This window comes from Actinosynnema sp. NPDC002837, from assembly GCF_040295345.1.
GTDB lineage: Bacteria > Actinomycetota > Actinomycetes > Mycobacteriales > Pseudonocardiaceae > Actinosynnema.
In genome coordinates this window covers 22,997-46,580 of sequence record NZ_JBEOVG010000056.1, presented here as the reverse complement: position 1 = coordinate 46,580, position 23,584 = coordinate 22,997, and the positions used below count along the sequence as shown (strand labels likewise).

At 72.9% G+C, this 23,584-nt stretch carries 23 protein-coding genes; 12 read left to right on the top strand and 11 right to left on the bottom strand.

Annotated elements, in window-relative coordinates; all coding sequences use genetic code 11:
• Positions 1-15: 15 nt before the first annotated feature.
• Positions 16-1,212: an amidohydrolase gene (locus ABTZ99_RS30110; protein ID WP_499615977.1), complete on the bottom strand. Its 1,197-nt coding sequence runs from the start codon at positions 1,210-1,212 to the stop codon at positions 16-18.
• The gene (locus ABTZ99_RS30105; RefSeq protein ID WP_499615975.1) at positions 1,202-2,839 is read right to left on the bottom strand and encodes an FAD-binding oxidoreductase; all 1,638 of its coding nucleotides are present in this window, start codon (positions 2,837-2,839) and stop codon (positions 1,202-1,204) included. Before ABTZ99_RS30105 ends, ABTZ99_RS30110 begins: the two co-directional genes overlap by 11 nt.
• A 16-nt stretch (positions 2,840-2,855) precedes the next feature.
• Here ABTZ99_RS30105 and ABTZ99_RS30100 point away from each other — a divergent pair, with 16 nt between their 5' ends.
• Entirely contained in the window at positions 2,856-3,422 is a 567-nt protein-coding gene (locus tag ABTZ99_RS30100; protein ID WP_499615973.1) for a TetR/AcrR family transcriptional regulator, read from the top strand.
• Positions 3,419-4,861: a glycerol-3-phosphate dehydrogenase/oxidase gene (locus tag ABTZ99_RS30095; RefSeq protein WP_499615970.1), complete on the top strand. Its 1,443-nt coding sequence runs from the start codon at positions 3,419-3,421 to the stop codon at positions 4,859-4,861. Before ABTZ99_RS30100 ends, ABTZ99_RS30095 begins: the two co-directional genes overlap by 4 nt.
• Before the next feature lie 135 nt (positions 4,862-4,996).
• On the opposite strand, the gene ABTZ99_RS30090 is transcribed toward ABTZ99_RS30095, so the two are convergent.
• Genes ABTZ99_RS30090 through ABTZ99_RS30080 form a run of 3 tightly spaced genes read right to left on the bottom strand, consistent with a single transcriptional unit; the run spans position 4,997 to position 7,430 of the window.
• Entirely contained in the window at positions 4,997-6,664 is a 1,668-nt protein-coding gene (locus ABTZ99_RS30090; protein WP_499615967.1) for a WXG100 family type VII secretion target, read from the bottom strand.
• Complete coding sequence (locus tag ABTZ99_RS30085; protein WP_498784933.1) at positions 6,661-6,975, bottom strand: type VII secretion target; 315 nt, start codon at positions 6,973-6,975, stop codon at positions 6,661-6,663. Before ABTZ99_RS30085 ends, ABTZ99_RS30090 begins: the two co-directional genes overlap by 4 nt.
• Before the next feature lie 11 nt (positions 6,976-6,986).
• Complete coding sequence (locus ABTZ99_RS30080; protein WP_053718681.1) at positions 6,987-7,430, bottom strand: YbaB/EbfC family nucleoid-associated protein; 444 nt, start codon at positions 7,428-7,430, stop codon at positions 6,987-6,989.
• Between the two features lie 195 nt (positions 7,431-7,625).
• On the opposite strand from ABTZ99_RS30080, the gene ABTZ99_RS30075 reads away from it, so the two are divergent.
• From ABTZ99_RS30075 to ABTZ99_RS30065, 3 genes are read left to right on the top strand one after another with little or no spacing between them, the layout of a single operon-like run.
• A complete protein-coding gene (locus ABTZ99_RS30075) occupies positions 7,626-7,883 on the top strand; it encodes a helix-turn-helix transcriptional regulator (RefSeq protein ID WP_498784930.1) in 258 nt (85 codons plus the stop codon).
• Positions 7,884-7,913: 30 nt separating this feature from the next.
• Positions 7,914-8,825 carry an ABC transporter ATP-binding protein gene (locus ABTZ99_RS30070; protein ID WP_499615963.1) on the top strand — a complete coding sequence of 304 codons (912 nt, stop codon included), beginning with the start codon at positions 7,914-7,916 and terminating at the stop codon, positions 8,823-8,825.
• Positions 8,822-10,009 carry an ABC transporter permease gene (locus ABTZ99_RS30065; RefSeq protein ID WP_499615960.1) on the top strand — a complete coding sequence of 396 codons (1,188 nt, stop codon included), beginning with the start codon at positions 8,822-8,824 and terminating at the stop codon, positions 10,007-10,009. Before ABTZ99_RS30070 ends, ABTZ99_RS30065 begins: the two co-directional genes overlap by 4 nt.
• Positions 10,010-10,050: 41 nt before the next feature.
• Here ABTZ99_RS30065 and ABTZ99_RS30060 read toward each other — a convergent pair whose 3' ends face one another.
• Complete coding sequence (locus ABTZ99_RS30060; RefSeq protein WP_499615958.1) at positions 10,051-11,322, bottom strand: cryptochrome/photolyase family protein; 1,272 nt, start codon at positions 11,320-11,322, stop codon at positions 10,051-10,053.
• Positions 11,323-11,404: 82 nt separating this feature from the next.
• Here ABTZ99_RS30060 and ABTZ99_RS30055 point away from each other — a divergent pair, with 82 nt between their 5' ends.
• Both ABTZ99_RS30055 and ABTZ99_RS30050 read left to right on the top strand, forming a co-directional pair.
• Positions 11,405-11,983: a PadR family transcriptional regulator gene (locus ABTZ99_RS30055; RefSeq protein WP_499615955.1), complete on the top strand. Its 579-nt coding sequence runs from the start codon at positions 11,405-11,407 to the stop codon at positions 11,981-11,983.
• Between the two features lie 5 nt (positions 11,984-11,988).
• A complete protein-coding gene (locus ABTZ99_RS30050; RefSeq protein WP_499615953.1) occupies positions 11,989-12,924 on the top strand; it encodes a hypothetical protein in 936 nt (311 codons plus the stop codon).
• A gap of 76 nt (positions 12,925-13,000) precedes the next feature.
• On the opposite strand, the gene ABTZ99_RS30045 is transcribed toward ABTZ99_RS30050, so the two are convergent.
• The 3 genes from ABTZ99_RS30045 to ABTZ99_RS30035 form a co-directional block, all read right to left on the bottom strand.
• Positions 13,001-14,314 carry a citrate synthase gene (locus tag ABTZ99_RS30045; RefSeq protein WP_498784918.1) on the bottom strand — a complete coding sequence of 438 codons (1,314 nt, stop codon included), beginning with the start codon at positions 14,312-14,314 and terminating at the stop codon, positions 13,001-13,003.
• Between the two features lie 268 nt (positions 14,315-14,582).
• Positions 14,583-15,521: a carbohydrate kinase family protein gene (locus ABTZ99_RS30040; RefSeq protein ID WP_498784916.1), complete on the bottom strand. Its 939-nt coding sequence runs from the start codon at positions 15,519-15,521 to the stop codon at positions 14,583-14,585.
• On the bottom strand, positions 15,518-16,114 hold the full coding sequence (locus ABTZ99_RS30035) for a TetR/AcrR family transcriptional regulator (RefSeq protein WP_498784914.1): 597 nt from the start codon (positions 16,112-16,114) through the stop codon (positions 15,518-15,520). Before ABTZ99_RS30035 ends, ABTZ99_RS30040 begins: the two co-directional genes overlap by 4 nt.
• A gap of 89 nt (positions 16,115-16,203) precedes the next feature.
• On the opposite strand from ABTZ99_RS30035, the gene ABTZ99_RS30030 reads away from it, so the two are divergent.
• Positions 16,204-17,346, top strand: a complete 1,143-nt coding sequence (locus ABTZ99_RS30030; protein ID WP_498784912.1) for an acyl-CoA dehydrogenase family protein — start codon at positions 16,204-16,206, stop codon at positions 17,344-17,346.
• Positions 17,347-17,431: 85 nt separating this feature from the next.
• Here the strand turns inward: ABTZ99_RS30030 and ABTZ99_RS30025 are convergent, their stop codons facing one another.
• Positions 17,432-18,625, bottom strand: a complete 1,194-nt coding sequence (locus ABTZ99_RS30025; RefSeq protein ID WP_499615949.1) for an amidohydrolase — start codon at positions 18,623-18,625, stop codon at positions 17,432-17,434.
• 19 nt (positions 18,626-18,644) lie between these two features.
• Positions 18,645-19,517, bottom strand: a complete 873-nt coding sequence (locus ABTZ99_RS30020; RefSeq protein WP_498784908.1) for an aldose 1-epimerase family protein — start codon at positions 19,515-19,517, stop codon at positions 18,645-18,647.
• Between the two features lie 68 nt (positions 19,518-19,585).
• Between ABTZ99_RS30020 and ABTZ99_RS30015 the strand changes: the two genes are divergently transcribed.
• From ABTZ99_RS30015 to ABTZ99_RS30000, 4 genes are read left to right on the top strand one after another with little or no spacing between them, the layout of a single operon-like run.
• The gene (locus tag ABTZ99_RS30015) at positions 19,586-20,140 is read left to right on the top strand and encodes a TetR/AcrR family transcriptional regulator (protein WP_498784906.1); all 555 of its coding nucleotides are present in this window, start codon (positions 19,586-19,588) and stop codon (positions 20,138-20,140) included.
• A complete protein-coding gene (locus tag ABTZ99_RS30010) occupies positions 20,137-20,961 on the top strand; it encodes an MBL fold metallo-hydrolase (protein ID WP_499615945.1) in 825 nt (274 codons plus the stop codon). Before ABTZ99_RS30015 ends, ABTZ99_RS30010 begins: the two co-directional genes overlap by 4 nt.
• Before the next feature lie 52 nt (positions 20,962-21,013).
• The gene (locus ABTZ99_RS30005) at positions 21,014-21,304 is read left to right on the top strand and encodes a YiaA/YiaB family inner membrane protein (protein WP_367132781.1); all 291 of its coding nucleotides are present in this window, start codon (positions 21,014-21,016) and stop codon (positions 21,302-21,304) included.
• A 34-nt stretch (positions 21,305-21,338) separates the two neighbouring features.
• On the top strand, positions 21,339-23,462 hold the full coding sequence (locus ABTZ99_RS30000) for a hypothetical protein (protein WP_499615941.1): 2,124 nt from the start codon (positions 21,339-21,341) through the stop codon (positions 23,460-23,462).
• Positions 23,463-23,584 lie beyond the last annotated feature (122 nt).

Here is a 23,584-nt window from a genome sequence, read left to right as displayed (position 1 = left end):
CCGACAGTCCCGGCCTCACACGACTTCGCCGTCCGCCGCCACCACCCGGCCCCGGTGCACGACGAGCGTGCGCGGCGCGCGGTCCATCACGGCGGCCGTCACCGTGTCGCCGGGCACGACCACCAGGTCCGCCGGCGCGCCTTCCGTGAGGCCCAGCACCTTCCCCATCACCGCCGCGCCACCCCGCGTGGCGACGTCGACGCACATCTCGACCAGGTCGTCGCGCCGGAACCCGTTGCGGTAGGCCAACTGCCACGTCCGGTCCAGCATGTCGCCGTTGCCGTAGGGCGACCAGTAGTCCCGGATACCGTCCTGCCCGAGCCCCACCCGCACCCCCGCCCACCGCAACTGCCGCAGCGGCAACGGCTCCCGCACGCCCGGCGCGACGGTCGTCACCGCGACGTCGTGCTCGGCCAGCAGGTCCACCAGCTCCGCCCGCCGCCCCTCGTCCACGCTCGACAGCGCGAACGCGTGGCTGATCGTCACCTGCCCCTGCATGCCGAGCGCGCTCACCCGCTCGCAGATCAACTCCACCTGGAACGCGCCCAACGACCCGGCGTCGTGCAGGTGCACGTCCACCCCGCACCGGTGCTTCTCCGCCAGCCCGAACACGACGTCCAGGTGCCGCACCGGATCCCGGTCGTAGCCCGCCGGGTCGAGCCCGCCGACGAGGTCCGCGCCCGCCCGCAGCGCCGCGTCCAGCAGCTCGGCGGTGCCCTTCTCGCGCAGGATGCCGCACTGCGGGAACGCCACCACCTCGACGTGCGCCCGCCCGGCGTGCGCCTCCCGCGCGGCGAGCACGCCCTCCAGCTTCTCCAGCCCCGAGTCGACGTCCACCTGGGCGTGGCTGCGCACGTGCGTCGCGCCGGAGGCGATCGTCCGCCCGAGCGTGTGGGTGGCGCGTTCGGCCACGGACGCCTCCGCGGACCGCCAGTTGCGCCGGTCGTTGTCGATCAGCCCGGCGAGCCCGTCGGCCGCGCTGTGCGGGCGGAACGGCAGCCCCAGCCGGGTCGAGTCGAGGTGCGCGTGCGCGTCGGTGAACGCGGGCAGCAGCACGCCGCCCCGGCCGTCCACCGCCTCGACGCCGGGCGGCGGGCCGACGTCCCGACCGAACGTTACGACGTGCCCGTCCTCGCAGAGCACGTCGACCAGGGGTGCGCCCGGGGCGTTCGGCCACGGCCGCACGGAGCGGATCAGCAGGTCACCGGTCACCAGGCGACGCTAGCCCCGCGACACCGAAGTCGCCAGCGAGGAGCTTGCCCGGGTTGAGCACGCCGGTCGGGTCGAGCGTCCGCTTGACCGACGCCAGCACGTCCAGCCCGAGCCCGCCGATCTCGGCCTCCAGGTACGGGACGTGGTCGGCGCCCACCGCGTGGTGGTGGCTGATCGTGCCGAGCCCGGTGATGGCCTCGCTCGCGGCGGCCTTCGCCACCTGCCACTGCCCGATCGGGTCGGCCGCGTCCCGGGCCGCCAGGGCCGTGAAGTACAGCGACGCGCCGGTCTCGTACGCGTGCGAGATGTGGCACATGACCACGCAGTCGCCCAACGCGTCGACCAACGCCTCCCGCACGGCGGCGCGCAGCTCCGAGACCTTCGACCAGTGCGTGGCCGTCTCCAGCGTCTCCACGCACACCCCGAGCTCCATCAACGCGTCCCGCTGGCGCGGCCCGTTGAACCGCCCGTGCCGCCACGCCTCGCCGAGCACCTTCCCCAACGACAGGACCTTCACACCCCGCAGCGCCTCGGCCCTCCGCCGCCCGACCTCCCGCTTCGACGCGCCGTGCCAACCGAGGACGAGCATGCACGGCTCGCGCACACCCCGCGCCTTCAGGTAACCCTTGAGCGCGTTGACCTTCCACCCACCGCCCAACGCCAGTGACACCGCGGTCTCGTCCACATCGGACAGACGCGTCACGTCCGCGAGCACCCGCCGCTGCGCCAACTCCCGCACCACGGCCGACCCGCGCTCCCAGCCGTCCACCACGAAGCCCTCGTACCGCTCGACCTCCGGCCGGCGGCGCACCCGCAGCGCGACCTCCGTGATGACCCCGAAGGCGCCCTCGCTGCCGACCACCAACTGCTTCAGGTCCGGCCCGGCGGCCGACGCCGGCGCGCCGCCCAACCGCCACTCGCCCACCGGCGTGGCCAGCCGGACGCCTTCCACCATGTCCTCGAACCGGCCGTAGCCGGACGACGCCTGACCGGCCGACCTGGTCGCGGCGAACCCGCCGATGGTGGCCCGCTCGTAGGACTGCGGCACGTGCCCGATGGTCAGCCCGTGCGCGGCCAGCAACCGTTCCGCCTGAGGGGCGGGCAACCCCGCCTGGAGCACCGCCAACCGGGACACCGGGTCGACCTCGACCAGCTTGTCCAGCCGGTGCAGGTCCAGCGCGACCACCGCCGCCTTGTCCCCGCGCAGGGCGCTCACCCCGCCGACCACGGACGTGCCACCGCCGAACGGCACCACCGCCACGTCGTGCTCGACGCACACCGCCAGCACCTCGACGACCTGCTCGGGCGACGCGGGCAGCACCACGCCGTCCGGCACGGGCAGCTCGCCGTCGCCGCGCTGCCTCAGCAGATCCACATAGGACAGACCACCGGCCCGCCCCAGCCGGGAGTCGCGGTCCACCCGCACGTGGCCGGGGCCGACGACCTCGCCCAGCGCGGCCCGCGCGGCGGCGCTCAACGCGGACTCGGGCACCCCCGGCGGCCGGGCCGGCGTGCGGACGTCGCCCAGCCCGGTCCGTTCCCGCAGCCACTTCACCGCGTGCGGCGGTAGCGAGCCCGTGGTCGTGGTCCACCTGCCCCGGAGGGTGTGGTCGATGCGCTCGGTCACCGCTACAGTGTGACACATGACGTCTCAACGTCACAGTGACGACGCGCTCCTCGACGCGGCCCGCGACTGCGTGGTCGAGGTCGGCGTGCGCCGGACCACGCTGACGGACATCGCCAAGCGCGCCGGCGTGAGCCGGATGACCCTCTACCGCCGGTTCCCGGATGTCGGCACGCTGGTCAGAACCCTCATGACCAGGGAGTTCACCGCCCTGCTCCAGCGCATCGAGGTGACCGGCGACAACGCCAGGCAGCGGCTCGTGGCGCAGGCCATCGCGGGCATCCGGCTGCTGGCCGCCGACCCGTTGATGCGGCGGGTGCTCGACCTGGACGCCGAGCTGATGCTGCCGTACCTCGTGCAGCGGCTGGGCAGCACGCAGCGGCTGGTCGAGGCGTTCCTGGTCGGCCGGATCGAGGAGGGTCACGCGGACGGCTCGATCCGGCCGGGCTCCACCTCCGCCCAGGCCCGGCTCGTGCTGCTGACCACGCAGTCGCTGGTGCTCTCGATCCGACCGGCCACCACGGACCTGGACTTCGAGGAACTGCTGGCCGAGCTGGCCGCCTACCTGGACGGGGCACTGTCGTGAACACCTCCCTGAACGCCGGGCGGCGGCGCGCGGACCTGGACCACCTGGCGTCCGCTCCCGTCGACCTGCTCGTCATCGGCGGTGGCGTGACCGGCGCGGGTGTCGCCTTGGACGCGGCGTCACGCGGGCTGTCTGTGTGCCTGGTCGAGGCGCACGACCTGGCGTTCGGCACGTCCCGCTGGTCGAGCAAGCTGGTCCACGGCGGCCTGCGCTACCTGGCGCAGGGCGAGGTCGGCGTGGCGTACGAGAGCGCGGTGGAGCGGGGCATCCTGATGACCCGCACCGCACCGCACCTGGTGCGGGCGCTGCCGCAGCTGGTGCCGTTGCACGGCAAGGCGCACGACCCCGTGGTGATGGCCGGCCTGCGTGCGGGCGACGTGCTGCGCCGGCTGGCCCGCACACCGTCACGCGTGCTGCCGGCGCCGCGGCGGGTGCCGGCCGTCGAGGCGTCGGCCCTGGCGCCCGGCCTGCGGCGGGCGGGCCTGCGCGGCGGCCTGCTGAGCTTCGACGGCCAGCTGGTCGACGACGCGCGGCTGGTCGTGGCCCTGGCCCGGACCGCCGCCGGCTACGGCGCCCGGATCGTCACCCGCGCCCGTGCCACCTCGCTCTCCGGGCGCGGCGCGGACGTGGTCGACACGCTCACCGGGGAGTCACTGCACATCAAGGCGCGCGCGGTGGTGAACGCCACCGGCGTGTGGGCCGGCGAGCTGGTGCCGGACGTGAGGCTGCGGCCGTCCCGGGGCTCGCACCTGGTGCTGTCCGCGGCCACCGTCGGCCTGGCGACCACGGCGCTGACCGTGCCGGTCCCGGGCGCCCGCAACCGCTTCGCGCTCGTGCTGCCGCAACGCGACGGGCGCGTGTACGTGGGCCTGACCGACGAGCCGGTGGACGGCCCGATCCCGGACGTGCCCACCGTGCCGCAGTCCGATGTGGACTTCCTGCTGGGGGTCGCCTCGTCGGTCCTGGAGCGCGAACTCACCCGTTCCGACGTCCAAGGGGCGTTCGCCGGTCTCCGGCCGCTCCTCGACACCGGCGACGGCCCCAGCGCCGAGCTGTCGCGTGGTCACGCCGTGCTGACGAAGGACGGGGTGACCACGGTCGTGGGCGGCAAGCTCACCACCTACCGCCGCATGGCCGCCAAAGCCGTCGACGCCACCGCCCTCACCACGACCCGCTCCCTCACCGCGCGGATCCCCCTGGTGGGCGCGGTCCCGGCCGCCGGGCCACCTCACCTGGTCGCGCGCTACGGCACGGAGGCGCCCGACGTCGCCGAGGTCGGCGAGGTCGCCTGGGCCGTGCGCCACGAGGGCGCCCTGACCGCCGACGACGTCCTGGACCGCCGCACCCGGATCGGCCTGGTCCCGACCGACCGCACCGCCGCCGAACCGGCCGTCACCGCCGAGGTGGCCGCGGAACTGGCCGCCCTGACCTCCGCCTGAGCGTTCGACTCGGGGAGCCCGACCGCAGGACACGCGCGCGTGCCGAACGTTCAGGTACCCCGAGCCGAACGCTCGGGACGGGGACAGGCACGCGAAAGGGGACCTCCGCGGTGGAGGTCCCCCTTGGCGTTCAGGTCACTCGCCGATGATCGGCTTCGCGGCCTTCGGCGGCTCCTCGATCAGGGGCTCGCCCTCCAGCCGCACCTTGCGCTGGTGGTCCTTGCCGTCGCCGCCCTGGCCACCCGGGGCGCCCATCATCGGCGCGCCCATCATGCCCATGCCGCCCGCGCCACCGGGACGTCCACCGGCCGCGCCCGGCGCACCGGCGGCACCCGCGCCGCCGCCCGCCGGACCGCCCGACTGGCCGAGCACGCCGGACGAGCCACCGGCCTGGAGGGTGGAGCCGCCGGCGCCACCGCCACCGGAACCGCCCGCGAAACCACCGCCACCGGCGAAGCCGCCGCCACCGCCGCCGCCGAAGCCGCCACCCGCGCCACCGCCGGCACCACCACCGGTGGGCAGGTCGACCGGGCGGACCGGGGGCATGGTCGGCACGGAAGGCGTGCCGGTACCGCTGCCACTACCGCTGCCCGTCGCGTAAGTCGTGTCGCGGAACGTGGGCGGCGGGGGCACCTGGCCCGTGCCCGCACCGGAACCGCCCGGCACCCACCGACCCGGCTCCCAGTGACCGCCGCTGCCGGAACCACCGGAACCGGAACCACCCGAGCCGCCACCGGTGCCGACCCGCGGCGGCTGGCTCACCACGGGACCGCTCGGACCGCCCGGGTACGCACGCCCCGGCTCCGTCCCGCCGCCCGTGCCCGGCCCGTAGCCCGTGCCCACCCGCGGCGGCTGGCTCACCACGGGACCGATCGGGCTCGGACCGCCGGACGGGATGGTCGACCCACCGCCGCCACCGCCGGGGTTGTTCGTGTACCGGTCGTTCGCGCCCCGGTCCATCTCGTTGAGCTGCCGCTCGTCGAGCCCGAGGCCACCCTGCGACAACCGCGGACCCGAGCCGCCACCGCCACCGCCCTTGTTGGACGACGTCATCGCGGTGATCGCCTGCAGGATCTGCTTGGCGGTCTGGGCGATCTGCGCGACCGACTTGATCAGGTCGATCAGCTTCTTGAGCGAGTTGCCGAGCTTCTGCAGGAAGTCGGCGAGCTTCTTGGCGTAGTTGCACGCCATCTGCACGATGTCCGCGATCGCCGCGCCGATGGCCGCGCCGAAGGTCAGGAACGACGCCGCCAACCACTGGATGATCTTCATGACCATCTCGGACACGGCCTGGCTGATCAGGTCCATGATGGTCTTGCGCACGGTCGCCACCAGCTCGCCCGCGCCCTTGGCCGCGCGCGAGATGCCCTGCGTGGCCTTGGACAGCGTCTCCAGGCCGGCCGCGTGCCGCTTGCTCGCCGCCCGGTACCCGTCGGCCGAGCGGCCGCGCCAGGTCCGGGTCTCCTCGACCGACGTGCGCCGGTAGTCGGCGACGATGCCCTCGATCTGCTTGGCCGCGGACGCCCAGCTGTCGGACATCCTCTGGATGGCCTGCGGGTTGCCCAGCAGCGCGTCGAACGGCTCGCGCAGGAAGTCGACGTGCTGGATGGCCCAGCTGAAACCGGCGGACAGGAAGCCCGACAACGGGTTGCTGGCCATGCCGACGATGCCCATGGCGGTGTTCGCCATGCCGAGCCCGGCCTGGACCCAGTCGCCGCGCTCGACCGCCGCGACGGTGCCCTGCACGTCGCCGATCAGGTGCGAGGGGTCACGCCCCTGGGAGGTGGTGGCTTGCCCGCTCATCCCCGTGCCCTTCCGGTGAAGCCGAACGCGTTGTCGAGGTCGACGTTCTCGTAGAGGTCGGCGACCTCCTTGAGGCCCTGGCACATGTCGGCGACGGTCTCCGTGGCCTGGCCGAGGATGTCCTGGGACGAGCCGGCCGTCTTGAGCAGGAACTGCGCCAGGAACGAGCCGAACACGCCGAAGGCGTCGGTCGACAGCGACGGGTCAGCGGTGTTGGTGGCCGAGAGCATCCGCTGCGTCAACTGGTCGACCGTGCCAGCGTGCGCCCGGATCTCCTCCGGGTTCACGTTGAACGAGTCGAACATGGTCATCTACCCCCTGCTCAGGCCATGACATCGGGTGGGTTGGTGAAGTAGTCGTCATCGGGCCTGGTGTCTCGACGCTGGATCTCGGGCTCCGGTTCCACGGCGTCCGTGCCGTCACCCGAATAGCCGTTGGGCATCTTCGCCTTCACGAACTCCAGCGCGGGGCTGTCGCCGACGAACTCCGTCATGATCTCGACGACCTTGCCCGCCGCGGCGCGCTGCGCCTGCGCGACGGCGGTCATGATCGCGCCGGAGATCCGCTCGGGGTCCTCGCCGCGCAACTGCGGGCGCAGGATCAGGTCGGTCAACGCGCCCGAGGCGTTGACCGTGACCGTGATCAGGCCGTCCGGCGACGTCGCGCTACCGCCGACGCCGCCGAGCTGCGACTCGGCCTGCGCGGCGTTCCGCTTGGCCTGCTCGATCTTCTCTCCGTACTGCGCGAGCCACTGGTCCGGCTCCATGTTCACCCCTCACGGCAACGGGGCTTGCGGCCCTACTGCGCAATTCGACCCGTCGACACTCGATTCGGTTCCCGGCGACGTATCGTTTCACCGAAACGTGATCCTTCGGTCGCACGACCCGCGGATACCGCCGTTCGGCCCATTCTGTGAATTGTTTACTTGCCGTTCTGTTGGGTTTTCGCAACACTTCGTAGCATGAGTCCGGTGCGCCGAGGCCCCGGGCAACCCATCCACAACCGGATCGGGGTGCTTCGGGTCGAACGGGGATTGACCAGGGCGGGGTTGGCCGCGGCGGTCGAGGTCAACCCCCAGACGATCGGGGCGCTGGAGCGGGGCGACCACTACCCGAGCCTCGACCTGGCGCTGCGGATCTGCGACGTGTTCGGCCTGCCGGTCGAGGCGGTGTTCAGCCGCACGCCGTTCGCGCCGCTGTCCACGCAGGTCTACCGCTAGGCACGACCGGTCACGACAGGAGGAGAGCACGTGGCACAGGGAGTGCTGGAGGTCGACCGGGTCTCCAAGCGCTACGGGGAGGTCGTCGCGCTCGACCGGATGACCTTCGACGTGCGGGCGGGCGAGCTGTTCGGCTTCGTCGGCAGCAACGGCGCGGGCAAGACCACCGCGATGCGCATCGCGCTCGGCGTGCTGGCCGGGGACTCGGGCGAGGTGAGGTGGAACGGCGCGCCGATCACCTTCGAGACCCGCCGCCGGATCGGCTACATGCCCGAGGAACGCGGGCTCTACCCCAAGATGAAGGTGCTGGACCAGCTCGTCTACCTGGCCGAGCTGCACGGCCTGTCGACCAACGCCGCGCACCGCTCGGCGGAGGACTGGATCGCCCGCCTCGGCCTGCGCGACCGCCGGGGCGACGAGGTGCAGAAGCTGAGCCTCGGCAACCAGCAACGCGTGCAGCTGGCCGCGGCGCTGGTGCACGAGCCGGACGTGCTGGTGCTGGACGAGCCGTTCTCCGGCCTCGACCCGGTCGCGGTGGACGTGATGAGCAACGTGCTGCGCGAGAAGGCGGCGGGCGGCGTGCCGGTGGTGTTCTCCAGCCACCAGCTGGACCTGGTCGAGCGGTTGTGCGACCGGGTGGGCATCGTGCGCAGCGGCACGCTCGTGGCGTCCGGTTCGGTGGACGAGCTGCGCGCGGGCGGCGAGTCGAAGCTGGTCGTGGACGCGCCGCTGGCGCCCGCGGGCTGGGCCGACCACCTGCCGGGCGTGCGCTCGGCGCACACGTCGACCGGCCGCACGGTCCTGGAGGTCACGTCGGACGTGGACGACCAGGCCGTGCTGCGCGCCGCCCTGGACACGGGTCCGGTGCACGAGTTCGCCCGGCAGCGGCCGTCGCTGACCGAGTTGTTCCGCAGCGTGGTGACCGAGGAGTCCGCCGCATGAGCAGCCTCACCCCCGGCAGGGCGGTGTTCCTGGTCTCCCGCCGGGAGTTCCTGGGCAAGGTGCGCACGAAGTCGTTCGTGTGGGGCACGCTGGTGATCGTCGCCCTGCTGGCGGGGTACGTGCTGCTGCAGGCCGTGCTGTTCGACGACGCCGGTCGCGACCGGGTGGCGCTCAGCGGTCAGGCCACCGTGCTCGCGGAGCCGTTGAAGCAGACCGCGCGGTCGTTCGGCCGCGAGGTGGAGACGGTCGACGTGACCGACCTGGCGGCGGCCGAGGAGCAGGTGCGCTCGGGCGAGCTGGACGCGCTGATCACCGGCGCGTCGGACGACCTGCGCGTGGTGGTGGAGCAGTCGCTGGGCGACTCCCTGCGCAACTCCCTCGACCTGCTGGTCAAGCAGCAGGTCCTGGACGCGCACTTCGCCGAGGCGGGCGTGGACCCGGCCGAGGTGGCGCGCAACGTGGAACGCGCGAGCGTCGACGTGGTGGCGCTGGAGCAGCGGGACGAGCAGCGGGGCCAGCGGCTGGCGATCGGCCTGGTGATCGCCGGGCTGCTGTACTACTCGCTGCTGGTCTACGGCGCGATGGTCGCGCAGGGCGTGGTGGAGGAGAAGTCCAGCCGGGTGGTGGAGATCCTGCTGGCGACGTTGCGGCCGTGGCAGCTGCTGCTGGGCAAGGTCGTCGGGCTCGGCGCGGTCGGTCTGCTGCAGCTGCTCGTGATCGGCGGCATCGGGCTCGTGCTGGCGTCGTTGTCGGGGGTGGTCGACGTCGCGGGCGTGGCGGGCGGCGCGCTGGCCACCGGCCTGCTCTGGTACGTGCTCGGGTTCTTCTTGTACGCCACCGTCTTCGCCGCCGCCGCGTCGTTGGTGTCGCGCCAGGAGGAGCTCCAGTCGGTGCTGATGCCGATCAGCATGTCGATCGTGGTGGCGTTCATGCTGGGGATCAACTTCATGGTCACCGACCCGGGCGGGACGACGGTGGCGGTGCTGTCGGTGCTGCCGCCGTTCGCGCCGATCCTGATGCCGGGGCGGATGGCGATGGGCGTCGCGCCGACGTGGCAGGTGCTGCTGGCGATCGCGCTCGCGCTGGCCGCGATCGCGGCGATCACCTGGCTGGGCGGCAAGGTCTACTCGAACGCCATCCTGCGCACGGGCGCCCGCGTGCGGCTGCGGGACGTGCTGCGCTAGCCGTGCCGCAACCCCTGTTGGCGTTCAACCCTTGACGGCGTTCAACCTTTGACGGCTGCGTAGCGCGCCAGTGCTTCCAGGCGCTCGTGCGCGTGGTCGACGATCGGGTCACGCGGCTGGTGCACGGCCTTGCCCGGCACGTCGCGCAGCTCGGGCACGTACCGGCGCACGTAGTCCCCGTCGGGGTCGAACTTCTCGCCCTGCGTGACGGGGTTGAACACCCGGAAGTACGGGGCGGCGTCGGTGCCGGTGCCGGCCGCCCACTGCCAGCCGTGCTGGTTGGACGCGAGGTCGCCGTCGACCAGGTGGCGCATGAAGTGCCGGGCGCCCCACCACCACGGCAGGTGCAGGTCCTTGACGAGGAAGCTCGCCACCACCATGCGCACCCGGTTGTGCATCCAGCCCTCCTGCCGCAGCTGGCGCATCCCGGCGTCCACGAACGGGTAGCCGGTCCGCCCCTCGCACCACGCCTCGAACCGGTCGCGGTCGTCGTCCAGCGGCATGCGGTCGAACGCGCGGTTGTAGTTGCGGCGCGCCGAGTCCGGCCGGTGCCACAGCACGTCGGCGTAGAACTCGCGCCAGGCGAGCTCGGTGCGGAACGCCTTCGCGCCCGCACCGCGCCCGAGGTCGGCCAGCAACGTCCGCGGGTGCACCACGCCCCACTTCAGGAACGCGGAGAACCGGCTGGTGCCGTCGAGGTCCGGCCGGTCGCGGCGGGTGGCGTAGTCGGGCAGCTTCTCGTCGCGGAACGCCTCCCACAGCGCCCGCACGTCCGGCAGCGCCTCCCCCGGCGGCAGCTCGCGCCCGAGGTCCGACCGGATCCACGTCACCGACGACGCGTCGGTGGCGGCGGGCGGGCGCACGCCGTGCTCCGACCAGGCCTTCAGGAACGGCGTGAACACCCGGTACGGCGTGCCGTCGGCCTTGGTGACCCGCCCCGGCGTGACCGCGTAGGGCGACCCGGCGCGCACCAGCTCGACCCGCTCCGCCACCGCCGCGTCACGCTCGCGCCCGTACGGCCCGGCGTCCGCGGAGACGTGCACGGACGACGCGCCGATCTCGGCGGCCACTCGCGGCACGACCTCGACCGGGTCGCCCTCGACCACGACGAGCCGCCCGTCGAGCTCGGCGTCCAGCGACCGCAGGCACCGGTGCAGGAACTCGACCCGCGGCTCGCCGGAGGCCTTCAGCAGCACGGGGTCGAGCACGAACAGCGCGAGCACGCGTGAGGCCCGCTCGGCCGCCGCGAGGAGCGCCGGGTGGTCGGCGGTCCGCAGGTCGCGTCGGAACCACAGCACGGTCGAGGAGTCCACGGACCGACCCTAGGAGCGCGACCGGCGTCCCGCACGACCAGCGCGTTTCGCAATAGTCGATTTCGACTGATAGTTTTCTGCCATGCCACGACGCGCGCTCGACAACCCGCTGGTGCTCGCGGTGCTGGGCCTCCTGCTGGAGCACCCGACGCACCCGTACCAGATGCTCACCGACCTGCGGGCGCGCGGCGGCGACCGGGCCGCCGCGATCAACCGGGGCACGCTGTACGACGTCGTCGAGGCCCTCGTCACCGCCGGGTGGGTCGCCCCGCAGGGCACGGAGCGCACCGGCAACCGCCCCGAGCGGACCGTGTACGCCCTCACCGACGCCGGGCACGACGAGCTGGTGCGCCGGCTGGACAGCCAGATCCGCACCCCGCGGCGGGAGTTCACGCAGTTCCTCGGCGCGGTCGCCCACCTCGGCGCGCTCGGCCCGATCGGCGCCGTCGAAGCCCTGACCGAACGCGGGCAACGGCTGTCCGCCCGCATCGCGGGCGACGAGCGCGAACTGGCCGAGGTGCTGGCGGGCGGCGTGCCCCGGCTGCACGTCATCGAGGCCGAGTACGCGCTGGGCCAGGCCCGCGCCGAGCTCGCGTGGATCGACACGGTCGTGGACGACATCCGCGCCGGCTCCCTGATCTGGCCGACCCGAGAGGACTGAGCCCGATGCTCTTCGGCATCTACCCCGGCGGCGCGACCGGTGACGACACCGGCGGCCTGGCCACCGGCGCGCCCGACTCGCCCGAGCACATCTCCGCCCTGCTGGACGAGTTGCAGGGCCCCGGCCGCCCGTTCGTCGTGCGCGCGTACACCGCGTTCAAGGACACCGGGAGCACCCCGACCACGCCCGCAGACGCCGCCCGGTACGCCGTGCGCGGTCGACGGCTGGACCTGGTGGCGCAGTACCAGTCGGAGGCCGGCGACGTGGCCGGCTACTGCGACTTCGTGCGCTCGCTGGTCGAGCGGCACGGCGCGGTCACCGCGACGCTCCAGGTGACCGAGGAGCCGAACGTGACCGACAACCCGGTGCTGGACGGCTGGTACCCGGGCGTGCGGGAGGCGATCACGGCCGGGGTCGTCGCGGCCAAGTCCCACGCCCGCGCCCTGGGCCGCGACCTGGCGGTCGGCTTCAACACCACGCCGCTGTTCGGCCCGGCGTCGTCGTTCCTCGCCGACCTGACCGCCGGCGACCCGGCGTTCGCGGACGCGCTCGACTACGTGGGCCTCGACTTCTTCCCGGACGTGTTCCGCCCGCTCGACGGCGACCTGGCCGAGGGCGTGGCGGGACTCCTCGCGCACCACCGCGATCTCCTGCGCGCCGCCGGTCTCGCGCACGTGCCGCTGCACATCACCGAGCACGGCTGGCCCACCGGCCCGGACCGGTCGCCGCAGCGGCAGGCGGAGGTGGTGGAGACGGTGGTCCGCGTCGTCGCCGAGCACGCCGTGCGCCTGAACATCTCCGGCTACACGCACTTCGCGCTGCGCGACGCCGACAGCGCGAAACCCGGGCTGTTCCACAACTTCGGCCTCACCACCGACGACCACACCCCGAAGCCCGCGTTCGCGACCTACCGCGCGCTGATCGCCGAGCTGGGCGGCTGATCGTTGCGCCGCAACGGGAAAGGCCCGCACCGGACATCGGTGCGGGCCTCGGCCGTGCGCGTGGTGGGAACGGCGGTCAGCGCTGGTCGAGCGGCACGAACGAGCGCTCCGGCGCGCCGGTGTAGACCTGCCGCGGGCGGCCGATCTTGGTGGCCGGGTCGTTGATCATCTCGCGCCAGTGGGCGATCCAGCCGGGCAGCCGGCCGAGCGCGAACAGCACGGTGAAGAACTTCGTCGGGAAGCCCATCGCGCGGTAGATCAGGCCGGTGTAGAAGTCGACGTTCGGGTACAGCTTCCGCTCGACGAAGTAGTCGTCGGCGAGCGCGGTCTCCTCGAGCGCCTTCGCGATGTCCAGCAGCTCGTCGGACGCGCCGAGCTTGCCGAGGATCTCGTCGGCCGTCTTCTTGATGATCGCGGCGCGCGGGTCGTAGTTCTTGTAGACCCGGTGGCCGAAGCCCATCAGGCGGACGCCGTCCTCCTTGTTCTTGACCTTCTTCACGAACGCGTTGACGTCACCGCCCTCGCGCCGGATCTTCTCCAGCATCTCCAGCACCGCGGAGTTCGCGCCGCCGTGCAGCGGGCCGAACAGCGCGTTGATGCCCGCCGAGATGGACGCGAACAGGTTCGCCTCGGACGAGCCGACCAGGCGCACCGTCGACGTGGAGCAGTTCTGCTCGTGGTCGGCGTGCAGCACGAACAGCAGGTCGAGCGCCCGCACCAGGTCGGGGTCGACGTCGTAGGGCTCGGCCGGGAAGCCGAACGTCATGCGCAGGAAGTTGTCCACCAGACCCAGGGAGTTGTCCGGGTACAGGAACGGCTGGCCCACGGACTTCTTGTAGGCGTAGGCCGCGATGGTGGGCACCTTGGCCAGCAGGCGGATCGTGGAGATCTCGACCTGGTTGGCGTCGAAGGGGCTGAGGCTGTCCTGGTAGAACGTCGACAGCGCGGACACCGCCGAGGACAGCACGGGCATGGGGTGGGCGTCACGCGGGAAGCCGTCGAAGAACCGTTTCAGGTCCTCGTGCAGCAGCGTGTGCCGGTTGATCTTGGAGGAGAACTCCTCCAGCTGGGCCTGGGTCGGCAGCTCGCCGTAGATCAGCAGGTAGCTGACCTCGATGAAGTTCGACTTCTCGGCGAGCTGCTCGATCGGGTAGCCGCGGTAGCGCAGGATGCCGGCGTCACCGTCGATGTAGGTGATCTCGGAGGAACAGGACGCGGTGTTGACGAACCCGCTGTCCAGTGTGACCAGACCTGTTGTGGCCAGGAGCTTCCCGAGGTCGATACCGGGCGCACCTTCGGTGGCCGGTACTACCTTCATCTCGTGCTCTCCGCCCGGATGGCGCAGCGCGACGGTACGGGTGTCGTTCGGCGCAGTCGTCGCGTCGGGCATGCAGAGTCCCTCTCACGCTAGGGCGGGGTGGCTCATGCGGATCTCGCACGCACGCGCGCGGGCGTGGGATCGCCCCGCACCGCAGCACCACCCCGTTGGGGTCCTGTCAGTTCTCCCACGCTAGTCAGAGGACGACCCTCCACACAGCCGCGGTGTGAACCGATTCTGTGAGATGGGACCGGCATCACATCCGGATGCATGGGTGGCTAGCGTGCATCCACCACGGTAGCCCTTCAGGGCTGTTTCTCCATCTCACGCGGGGTGAGAGCTAGGTCATCTCCAGCTCGCGTTTGAAGGGTGGCTCGGCGCCCGCCCTGGAGCACGTGATGGCCGCCGCGGCGCCCGCGTAGGCCAGCGCCCGGCCCCACCGCGCGGCGTCCAGACCACGGACAGCCTCGACGGACAGCGCGTCGTGCGCGTGCAGCCAGGCGAGCAGCGCGCCCTGCACGGTGTCGCCCGCGCCGATGGTGTCGACCACGTCCACGGGCGTGGGTGGGACGCGGATCACGTCGCCGGCGGCGGTCAGCACGGCCAGCCCGTCGCCGCCGCGGGTGAGCACGACGGCGGCCGGGCCCGCGCCCTGCCAGTCGCGCACGACCTCCAGCACGGCGTCCTCGGGCGCGTCCTCCGGCAGGTCGGCCAGCCACCGCGCGTCCTCGACGGACACCTTCAGCAGGCCCACGTGCGGCAGCCACGAGTCGTACCGGTCGCGGTAGGCCATCGGGTCGCGGATGAGGCCCGCGCGGATGTTCGGGTCGAGCACGGTGAGCGCGCCGCGTTCGGCCTCGCGCCACAGCACGCGCTCGTACGTGCTCGCGCCCGGCTCCAGCACCATCGACAGCGTGCCGAAGGACACCGCCCTGGTGCCGGCGGGCAGCGGGCCCGGGTCGGTCACCTGGCGGTCCGCCGTGCCCTCGACGTAGAACGAGTAGCGCGCCGAGCCGTCGTCGGCCAGCCCGACCACGGCCAGCGTCGTCGGCTGCTCGCCGCGCTGGACCAGGTCGGTGCGCACGGCCGAGGCGTGCAGCCGCTCGATGAGCCGGTCGCCGAACAGGTCGGTCGACACCCGGGACAGGAAGCTCACCGGCGCTTCGAGGCGCCCGGCGGCCACGGCCACGTTGTACGGCCCGCCGCCCAGCCGCGGCGCGAGGGCGCCCTCGGGCGTGGGCACGAGGTCGACCAGCGCCTCACCTGCAACGACGATCACGACTGGCTCCGTTCTCTCCGCAACCCGTCCAGCAGCAGTTCACCCAGCGCGGTGAACGCCTCGGCGTCCGAGACCCCCGCGCGCCGGGTCAGCACACCGGTCTGGATGCCCTCGATGAGCAGACCGGCCATCTCGGCGATCAGGGTCGCATGCACGTCCCGGAACACCCCGTCGCGGACACCCTCCTGGATGAACTCGCGGATCCGCTCGGCGGCGGCGCGGGCGTTGCGCTCGTAGGTGCTGCGCGTGGGCGCGAACGCGGACACGTCCGTGATGAACCGGGCCGACGCCCGCCGCAGCTCCTCGGCCGCGCCGGCCAGGTACGTGCCGACGCGGGCGCGGACGTCCGCGACCTCGGCGATGCGCTGCTCGATCCGCTCGGCCGCGCCCTTGAAGTAGCGGCCGACCACCTTCACCGCCAACTGCTCCTTGCTCGGGGCCAGCGCGTAGAGGGTGGATTTCGAGCAGTGCAGGCGGGCGGCGAGGTCGTCCAGCGTGAAGTGCGCGAACCCTTCGGCGAGCACGAGCGCCTCCAGCCTGCCCAGCAGCTCCACCTGACGGGGCGTCAGCGGTCGGCGCACGATCGAGGTCATGGGCGGCAACTCTGTCACAGTGCCTGGCTCCAGTACTGGAGTACGTCCTACAGTACTGGTGACAGTACCCCGTGATCCGGAGGTCGACGATGCCCGCCGAGCGCCTGCTGCCCACCACCGAGGCCGAGGACCTGCTGGCCCTCGTCCGCGAGATCGCGCGCGACGAGCTCGCGCCGCACGCCGCCGAGGCGGAGGAGCACTCGCGGTTCCCGCGCGAGGCGTTCCGGCTGCTCGGCAAGACCGGGTTGCTCGGGCTGCCGTACCCGGAGCGGTTCGGCGGGGGTGAGCAGCCGTACGAGGTGTACCTGCAGGCGTTGGAGGAGGTCGCGTCGGCGTGGATGTCGGTCGCGGTCGGGCTGTCGGTGCACGTCATGTCCAGCTACGCGTTGGCGACGTTCGGGGACGACGCGCAGAAGTCGCGCTGGCTGCCCGACGTGGTGGCCGGTGACCAGCTGGGCGGGTACGCGTTGTCCGAGGCGCACGCTGGCTCCGACGCCGGCGCGCTGTCGACGCGGGCCGTGCGCGACGGGGACCACTACACCGTGAACGGGACGAAGGCGTGGATCACGCACGCGGGCGTCGCCGACTTCTACACGTTGATGGCGCGCACGTCGGACGAGGGCGGCAAGGGCGTGAGCTGCTTCTTCGCGCCGGGCCACGTCGAGGGCCTCACGGCCGCCAAGCCGGAGCGCAAGATGGGCCTGACCGGCTCGATCACGGCGCAGCTGTCGTTCGACGGCGTCCGGCTGGAGGCCGACCGCCTGATCGGGGCCGAGGGCGACGGCCTGAAGATCGCACTGTCCGCTTTGGACTCCGGCCGGCTGGGCATCGCGGCGTGCGGCGTCGGCCTGGCGCAGGCGGCGTTGGACGAGGCCGTGGCGTACGCCAAGCAGCGCACCCAGTTCGGCCGCGCGATCATCGACTTCCAGGGCCTGGAGTTCCTGCTGGCCGACATGGCCGCCGCGGTGGAGTCCGCCCGTGCCACCTACCTGGACGCGGCCCGCCGCCGCGACCGCGGCCTCCCGTTCCGCCGCCAGGCCGCGATCGCGAAGCTGGTCTGCACCGACGCCGCGATGAAGGTGACGACGGACGCCGTGCAGGTGCTGGGCGGCGCCGGCTACACCCGCGACTTCCCGGTGGAGCGCTACATGCGCGAGGCCAAGGTGCTCCAGATCTTCGAGGGCACCAACCAGATCCAGCGCCTGGTCATCGGCCGCACCCTCCGCCACTGACCCGCGTGCCGAACGCCCGGGACCCCCGAATTATTCGGGGGTCCTGGAGGTTCGGCTCGCGGGACCCGGGTGGTCGACTCGCGGGTCAGGGTTCGGCGTAGAAGGGGTTGGTGACGACTTCCTCGCCGTTCTCGTAGCGGTAGACCTCGCGGCCCTCCACGAAGACCTTCAGGGCGCGGCTCATCACGTCCAGCGGGTCGCCCGACCAGATCACGACGTCGCCGTCGAGGCCGGGGCGCAGGGAACCCACGCGGTCGTCCAGGCCCATGATGGCCGCCGGGTTCACGGTGATCGACTCCAGGCCCACGCGCGGGTCCAGGCCTTCCTTCACGGCCAACGTCACCTGGTGCACGAGGAAGTGGATCGGCACGACCGGGTGGTCCGTGGTGATCGCGATCCGCACGCCCGCACGCGCCAGGATCCCCGGGTTGCGCAACGAGCGCTGCCGCACCTCGACCTTCGACCGCGACGTGAACAGCGGCCCGATGATCACCGGGACGTCGCGCTCCGCCAGCACGTCCGCGATCAGGTGCCCCTCAGTGCCGTGGTTGACGATGAGCCGGTAGCCGAACTCCTCCGCCAGCCGCAACGCGGTCGCGATGTCGTCCGCGCGGTGGCAGTGCTGGCACCACGGCAGCTCACCCGACAGCACCCGCGCCAGCACCTCGGACGTGGTGTTCCGCTCGAACGCGCCGTCCGCCTCGTCCCGCTTGGCCACGTAGTCCTGCGCCTTGGTGAACGCGTCGCGGATCACCGCCGCCACGCCCTGACGCGTGGACGGCAGCTTCTTCTGCTCCCCGTACACCCGCTTCGGGTTCTCCCCCAACGCGCTCTTCACGCTCACGGGGTTGCGCACCAGCATCTCGTCGGCCGTGCGGCCCCAGCACTTCACCGCCACGGTCTGGCCGCCGATGACGTTGCCCGAGCCGGGCTTGACCACCGCGGTCGTGACGCCGCCGGCCAGGGCGTCGGCGAAGCCCTGGTCGGCGGCGTTGATCGCGTCCAACGCGCGCAGCCGGGCGCCGTTGGGGTCGGTCATCTCGTTGGTGTCCTGCCCGGCCCAGCCCTCGCCCTCCTCGTGCACGCCGAGGTGGCCGTGCGCCTCCACGAAGCCGGGCAGCACCCAACCGCCCGCCGCGTCGACGACCGGGACGCCGTCCGGCACCTCGACGTCCGAGCCGACCGCGACGATCTTCCCGTCCTGGACCAGGACCGTGCCGCCCTCGATCGGCTCTCCGACGACCGGGACGACGTACCCACCCGTGATAGCGACGTTCATAGTTAGCGACGCTAACGGTCTACGACAACGGGCGCAAACCCCACCGCCCGGCCCACGACTCGCCCGGCTCCAGCCACAGCAGGTCGATCCCGCTGTTCAACGCGTCCGGCGGGCACGTCATCGGCTCGATCGCCACCGCGCGGCCACGACCGGGGAAGTTGTCCGGCGTGTAGACCTGCACCCACTTGAAGTCCGGGTCCGCCCACACCTCGACCCCGCCGGCCGGGCCCTTCAGCACGTGCCGCACGAGCCCGTCCACCGGCTCGCACCCGCCGAACGCGGTGTCGAGCTCCACGCCCTCCAGCAGCCGCGCCACGCGGAAGTCGTAGTCGCCCTCCACGGGCACGGCCGGGCCGTTCGGGATCATGGTCTGCGGGTCCACCGGCAGCACGGTCGTGGCGGCCAGCGACAGCGAGGTCTCGTCCGTCAGGGAGGCGCCGGCCCGCGGGTACGGGTGCGTGCCCACCCCGAACGGGGTCCGCTTGTCACCCACGTTGGTGACGCCGTGCGAGACGGTCAGGCCGTTGTCGTCGAGCGCGTACGTGATGGTGGTGCGCAGCTCGACCGGCCAGCCGAGACCGGCGACGGGCGTCTCCAGCGAGATCAGCGACCCGGTGTGCTCCACGGTGCCCCAAATCGCGCGGCGCACCAGCCCGTGGATGGCGTTGCCCCGCGCGGGCTCGCCGATCTCCAGCTGCTGCTCCTCGCCGTCGAGCACCCATCTGCCACCGGCCGTGCGATTGGGCCACGGCACCAGCACCGCGCCGCTGCCCATGGGCGGTTCGTCGTCGTACGTCTCCACGTACGGCACGCCGCCGACCTCGTAGGACTTGAGTCCCGCACCCTCGGGTGCGATGACGGCGCGTGCCGCGCCGTGGGCGATCTCCAGCATGGGTCAGGAGCGTATCCGAGCGACTCTCCCCTTGACGTAGTTACTAGACCGGTCTCTATAGTAAAAACATGCCAAGACGGACCGACACCCGGCAACGCGTGGTGCGCACCGCGGCCGACCTCTTCCGGGCGCAGGGCTACCACGCGACGGGGATCAACCAGGTGCTCGCCGAGGGCGGCGCGCCCAAGGGCTCCCTCTACTTCCACTTCCCGGGCGGCAAGGAGCAGTTGGCGGTCGAGGCGGTGACGTTGGCGGGCAACGACCTGTGCGACGCGCTCGCCGCTGTGCTGGCCGCCGAGACCGACCCCTCGAAAGCGCTTCCCCGCGCCTTGGAGCTGCTCAGCCAGGACCTGCTGGCTTCGGACTTCCGCAACGGGTGCCCCGTCGCCACGGTGGCGCTGGACGCGGCGTCGGACAGCGAGCCGATCCGCGTCGCCTGCGAGGACGTCTACGCCTCGTGGCAGCGGCTCATCGCCGAGCACGTGGGCGACGACGACCTGGCGACGGTCGTGCTGGCCGCCATCGAGGGCGCGCTGCTGCTCGCCCGCACCCGCCGTTCGCTGGACCCCCTGCACGCCGTCGCCGCCCGGCTCGGCGCACTCCTGGGAAGGACGGAACCGTGAAGGCGCACCACTTGAACTGCGGCACCATGCGCCCGTTCGGCGGGAAGCTGGTGAGCGGTGAGGGTTCCTACTTCCGGGCCGCCGAGCTCGTCTGCCACGTGCTGCTGCTGGAGGCCGACGACGGCCTGGTGCTCGTCGACAGCGGTCTCGGCCTCGACGACGTGCGGCGGCCGGACGAGACGCTGGTGCGCCGCTGGCGGTCGATGGCCCGGCCCGCGCTGGCGGAGGCGGAAACCGCGCTGCGCCAGGTGGAAGCGCTCGGGTTCGCCGCATCGGACGTGCGCGACGTCGTGCTGACGCACCTGGACTTCGACCACGCCGGCGGCCTGCGCGACTTCCCGGACGCGCGGGTGCACGTCTCGGCGGAGGAGCTGGCCGCGGCGACGCGTCCGGGCCGGTCGGGCAACGACCGGATGCGCTACCCGGACGCCCAGTGGGCGCACGGGCCGAAGTGGACTCCGCACGAGGCGACCGGCGAGACGTGGTTCGGCTTCGACGGTGTGCGCGAGGTGCGGCCGGACGTGCTGCTGGTGCCGTTGTTCGGGCACACGCACGGGCACACGGGCGTGGCGGTCCGGGTCGGCGACCGGTGGCTGCTGCACGCGGGCGACTCGTACTTCTTCCACGGCGAGATGGCGGCCGAACGGCACTGCCCGCCCGCGTTGGGGTACATGCAGAAGCGGATGCAGGTGCTGCCGGAGCTGCGCGTGGCCAACCAGAAGCGGTTGCGGCAACTGGTGCGCGACCACGGCGACTCGGTCGACGTCTTCAGCGCGCACGACGCCACCGAGCTGCGCCGCCACCAGCGAGCGCACGCGTGATTGAGTAGCGGTACTCATGACACCGGGCCCGGTCGGCGGGGACGCTTCGGCCATGACCGCGAAACCGCACTCGCCGACCACCAACGCCTTCTACGCGCAGGCGGTGATCTCCTTCGCCATCTCGTTGGCCGCCGTCGGCCTCGGTGTCGCCTACCTGCCGGTGGACGGCTGGGTGCGCGCCTTCCTGGCGCTCGGCCTGCTGTTCACCGTCACGTCGGCGTTCACCCTGGCCAAGTGCGTCCGCGACCGGCAGGAGGAGACCTACGTGGTGAGCCGCGTCGACCAGGCGCGGCTGGAGAAGCTGCTCGCCGAGCACGACCCGTACCGGGTGGAAGCGGCCTGACCGCCTACGCTGCACCGCTCATGGGAGCAGACCGATGACCGCCGCCGCTCTCGACGGCGTGGACGACGTCGACTGGGCGTCCCTCGACCACGCGTACGGCTCGGCGCGGGACGTGCCCCGGACGTTGCGCGCCGCCGTCGGCGAGGACGAGGCGTCGGCCGGCGAGGCTTTCGAGCACCTGTTCGGCAGCATCTACCACCAGGGCACGCTGTACTCGGCGACGCCGCGGGCGGTGCCGTTCGTCGCCCGGCTCGCCGCCGATCCGGCCACGCCGCGGCGCGCGGGCCTGGTGCACCTGCTCGGCGCGATCGCCGAGACCGGCGACGCCCCGCCGGACGTGCTGGCGGACGTCGACGCGGCGCTGGGGCGCGAGACGGGGCGGCTGCTGCCGTTGCTGGAGGACCCGGACGTCGAGGTCCGGCACGTCGCCACCTACCTGCTCGGCAACCTCCCGCCCGCCGCCGAGGTGGTGGCGGCGTTGCGGGCGCGGCGCAAGCGCGAGCGGTCGCCGCGCGTGGTGGCCGGCCTGCTGGCCGCCGCCGGTCGGCAGGCGCCCGCGCAGAGCGCCGAGTGGCTGACCGGCGAGCTGGCGCCGTCGCGTCCGGCCGCCGTCCGGGCCGGTGCGCTGTGGGCGATCGCGGACGCCGGGCTGCCGTGGCCGGAGGGGGCGACGGCCGCGGTGGTCGACTGCTGGCTCGACGGCGAGCCGGTGCGGAACTGGGTCTGGTCGGGGTACCCGTTCGCGGACGTCGTGGCGCGCGTCGACGGCGCGGAGTTCGCCGGGCTGTGCCGGACGTTGTTCGAGCGCGGGTCGGCCGACGCCGCGCGCCGGGCCGTCGACGCCGTCTACGAGCGGTGCGTGGGGTCGCGGGCGGCACGTGCGCAGAGCGCGCCCCTGCTCGCCGCCGCGGTCGACCACCCCGACCCGAACGTGCGGCTGTCCGCCGCGACCGCGGTGCGCGACGTGCCGGCCGCCGCTCCCCTGGCCGCCGAGTCGCTGGCGGCGGTCGTGGCCGAGCCCGCTCCGACCGATGTGGACTCCATTGAGGGACGCCTGTTCGGGCTGAGCCTGGACATCCTGATCACGCTCGGCGACCCGCGCTGGCGTTCGCCGTTCACCACGGCGCTCGTGGCGGGCGCCCTCACGCACGACGTCGTCGAGCTGCTCATCGACACCGGCGTGGCCTGCGACCCCGTGCTGCTGGACGCGGTGCGGCGGCGGTTGGCGGCGTTGCCGACCCGGTGGCAGCCGTCGTCCGACTACGCCGCGATGCTCGGCCGGATGCGGTGGCACAACGAGGTGAACACCCTCACCAGGCTGCTGCACCGGTGGGGCGCGGACGCGGCCGACGCCGTGCCCGAGCTGGTCGCGCTCGTCGCGCACGACCAGTGGTGGGCGGTCCGCGCGCTGGCCGTGATGGGTCCGGCGGCGTCGGCGGCGGTGCCCGCGCTGACGGGGGTCCGCGACGACCCGGCGGCGTCCTGGCGGCACCGGCTCGACTGCGCCTCGGCCCTCGCCGCGATCACCGACGACCTCGACCAGGTGCGCTCCTGCGTGGCCGAAGCCGCCGTGAGCTCACCCGTCCCGGCCGCGCGGACCGCCTTGCGCCACGGCCTTCCGCTGGACGACCTGCTGCCCGCGCTCCGCGCCGTCGCCACCACCGCCGCGGGCGACGACCCGACCACCATCCGGCTGCGGCTCGAAGCGGCGCGGCTGCTGCCGCACGCCGGCGACACCACCACCCCGCTCGACGCCGTCGCCGACGCGCTGGACAGCGCCCGGCACGTGGCGGACGCCGCCGAGCTGGCGGGCCTGATCGGACCACCGGCCGCCGCCCTGCTGCCCCGGCTCCGCGAACTCCTGGCCGACGAGCACGACACCCACTCCGCGGCCCTCGCGATCCGCCGCGTGACGGGCGAGGCCCAGCCCCTCCTCGACGCCGTCCGGCAGCGGCTGGCGTGGGTCGGCCCGGGCGGCTGGCTGGTCGAGTCGCTGCGGGAACTGGGCGCCGACGCCGCCCCGCTGCTGCCCGGGCTGCGCGCGTTGGCCGAGCGCGACGCCGCGATGCCGGGCGGCGGCATCCACGGCCGCCGGGTCCGCCAGGACGACGAGGACCGCGAACGGCTCCTGGCCGTGCTGGCCGAACTCGACGCCTGACCCACGTCGACGGGGGGGGGGGCGCCCCCCCCCCCCCCCCCCCCCGGGGGGGGGGGGGGTTATGGTATGGCGGGTGTGAAAGAACGAGGCCGGGGACCACGGGGGGTTTTGGCAGAGGGGAA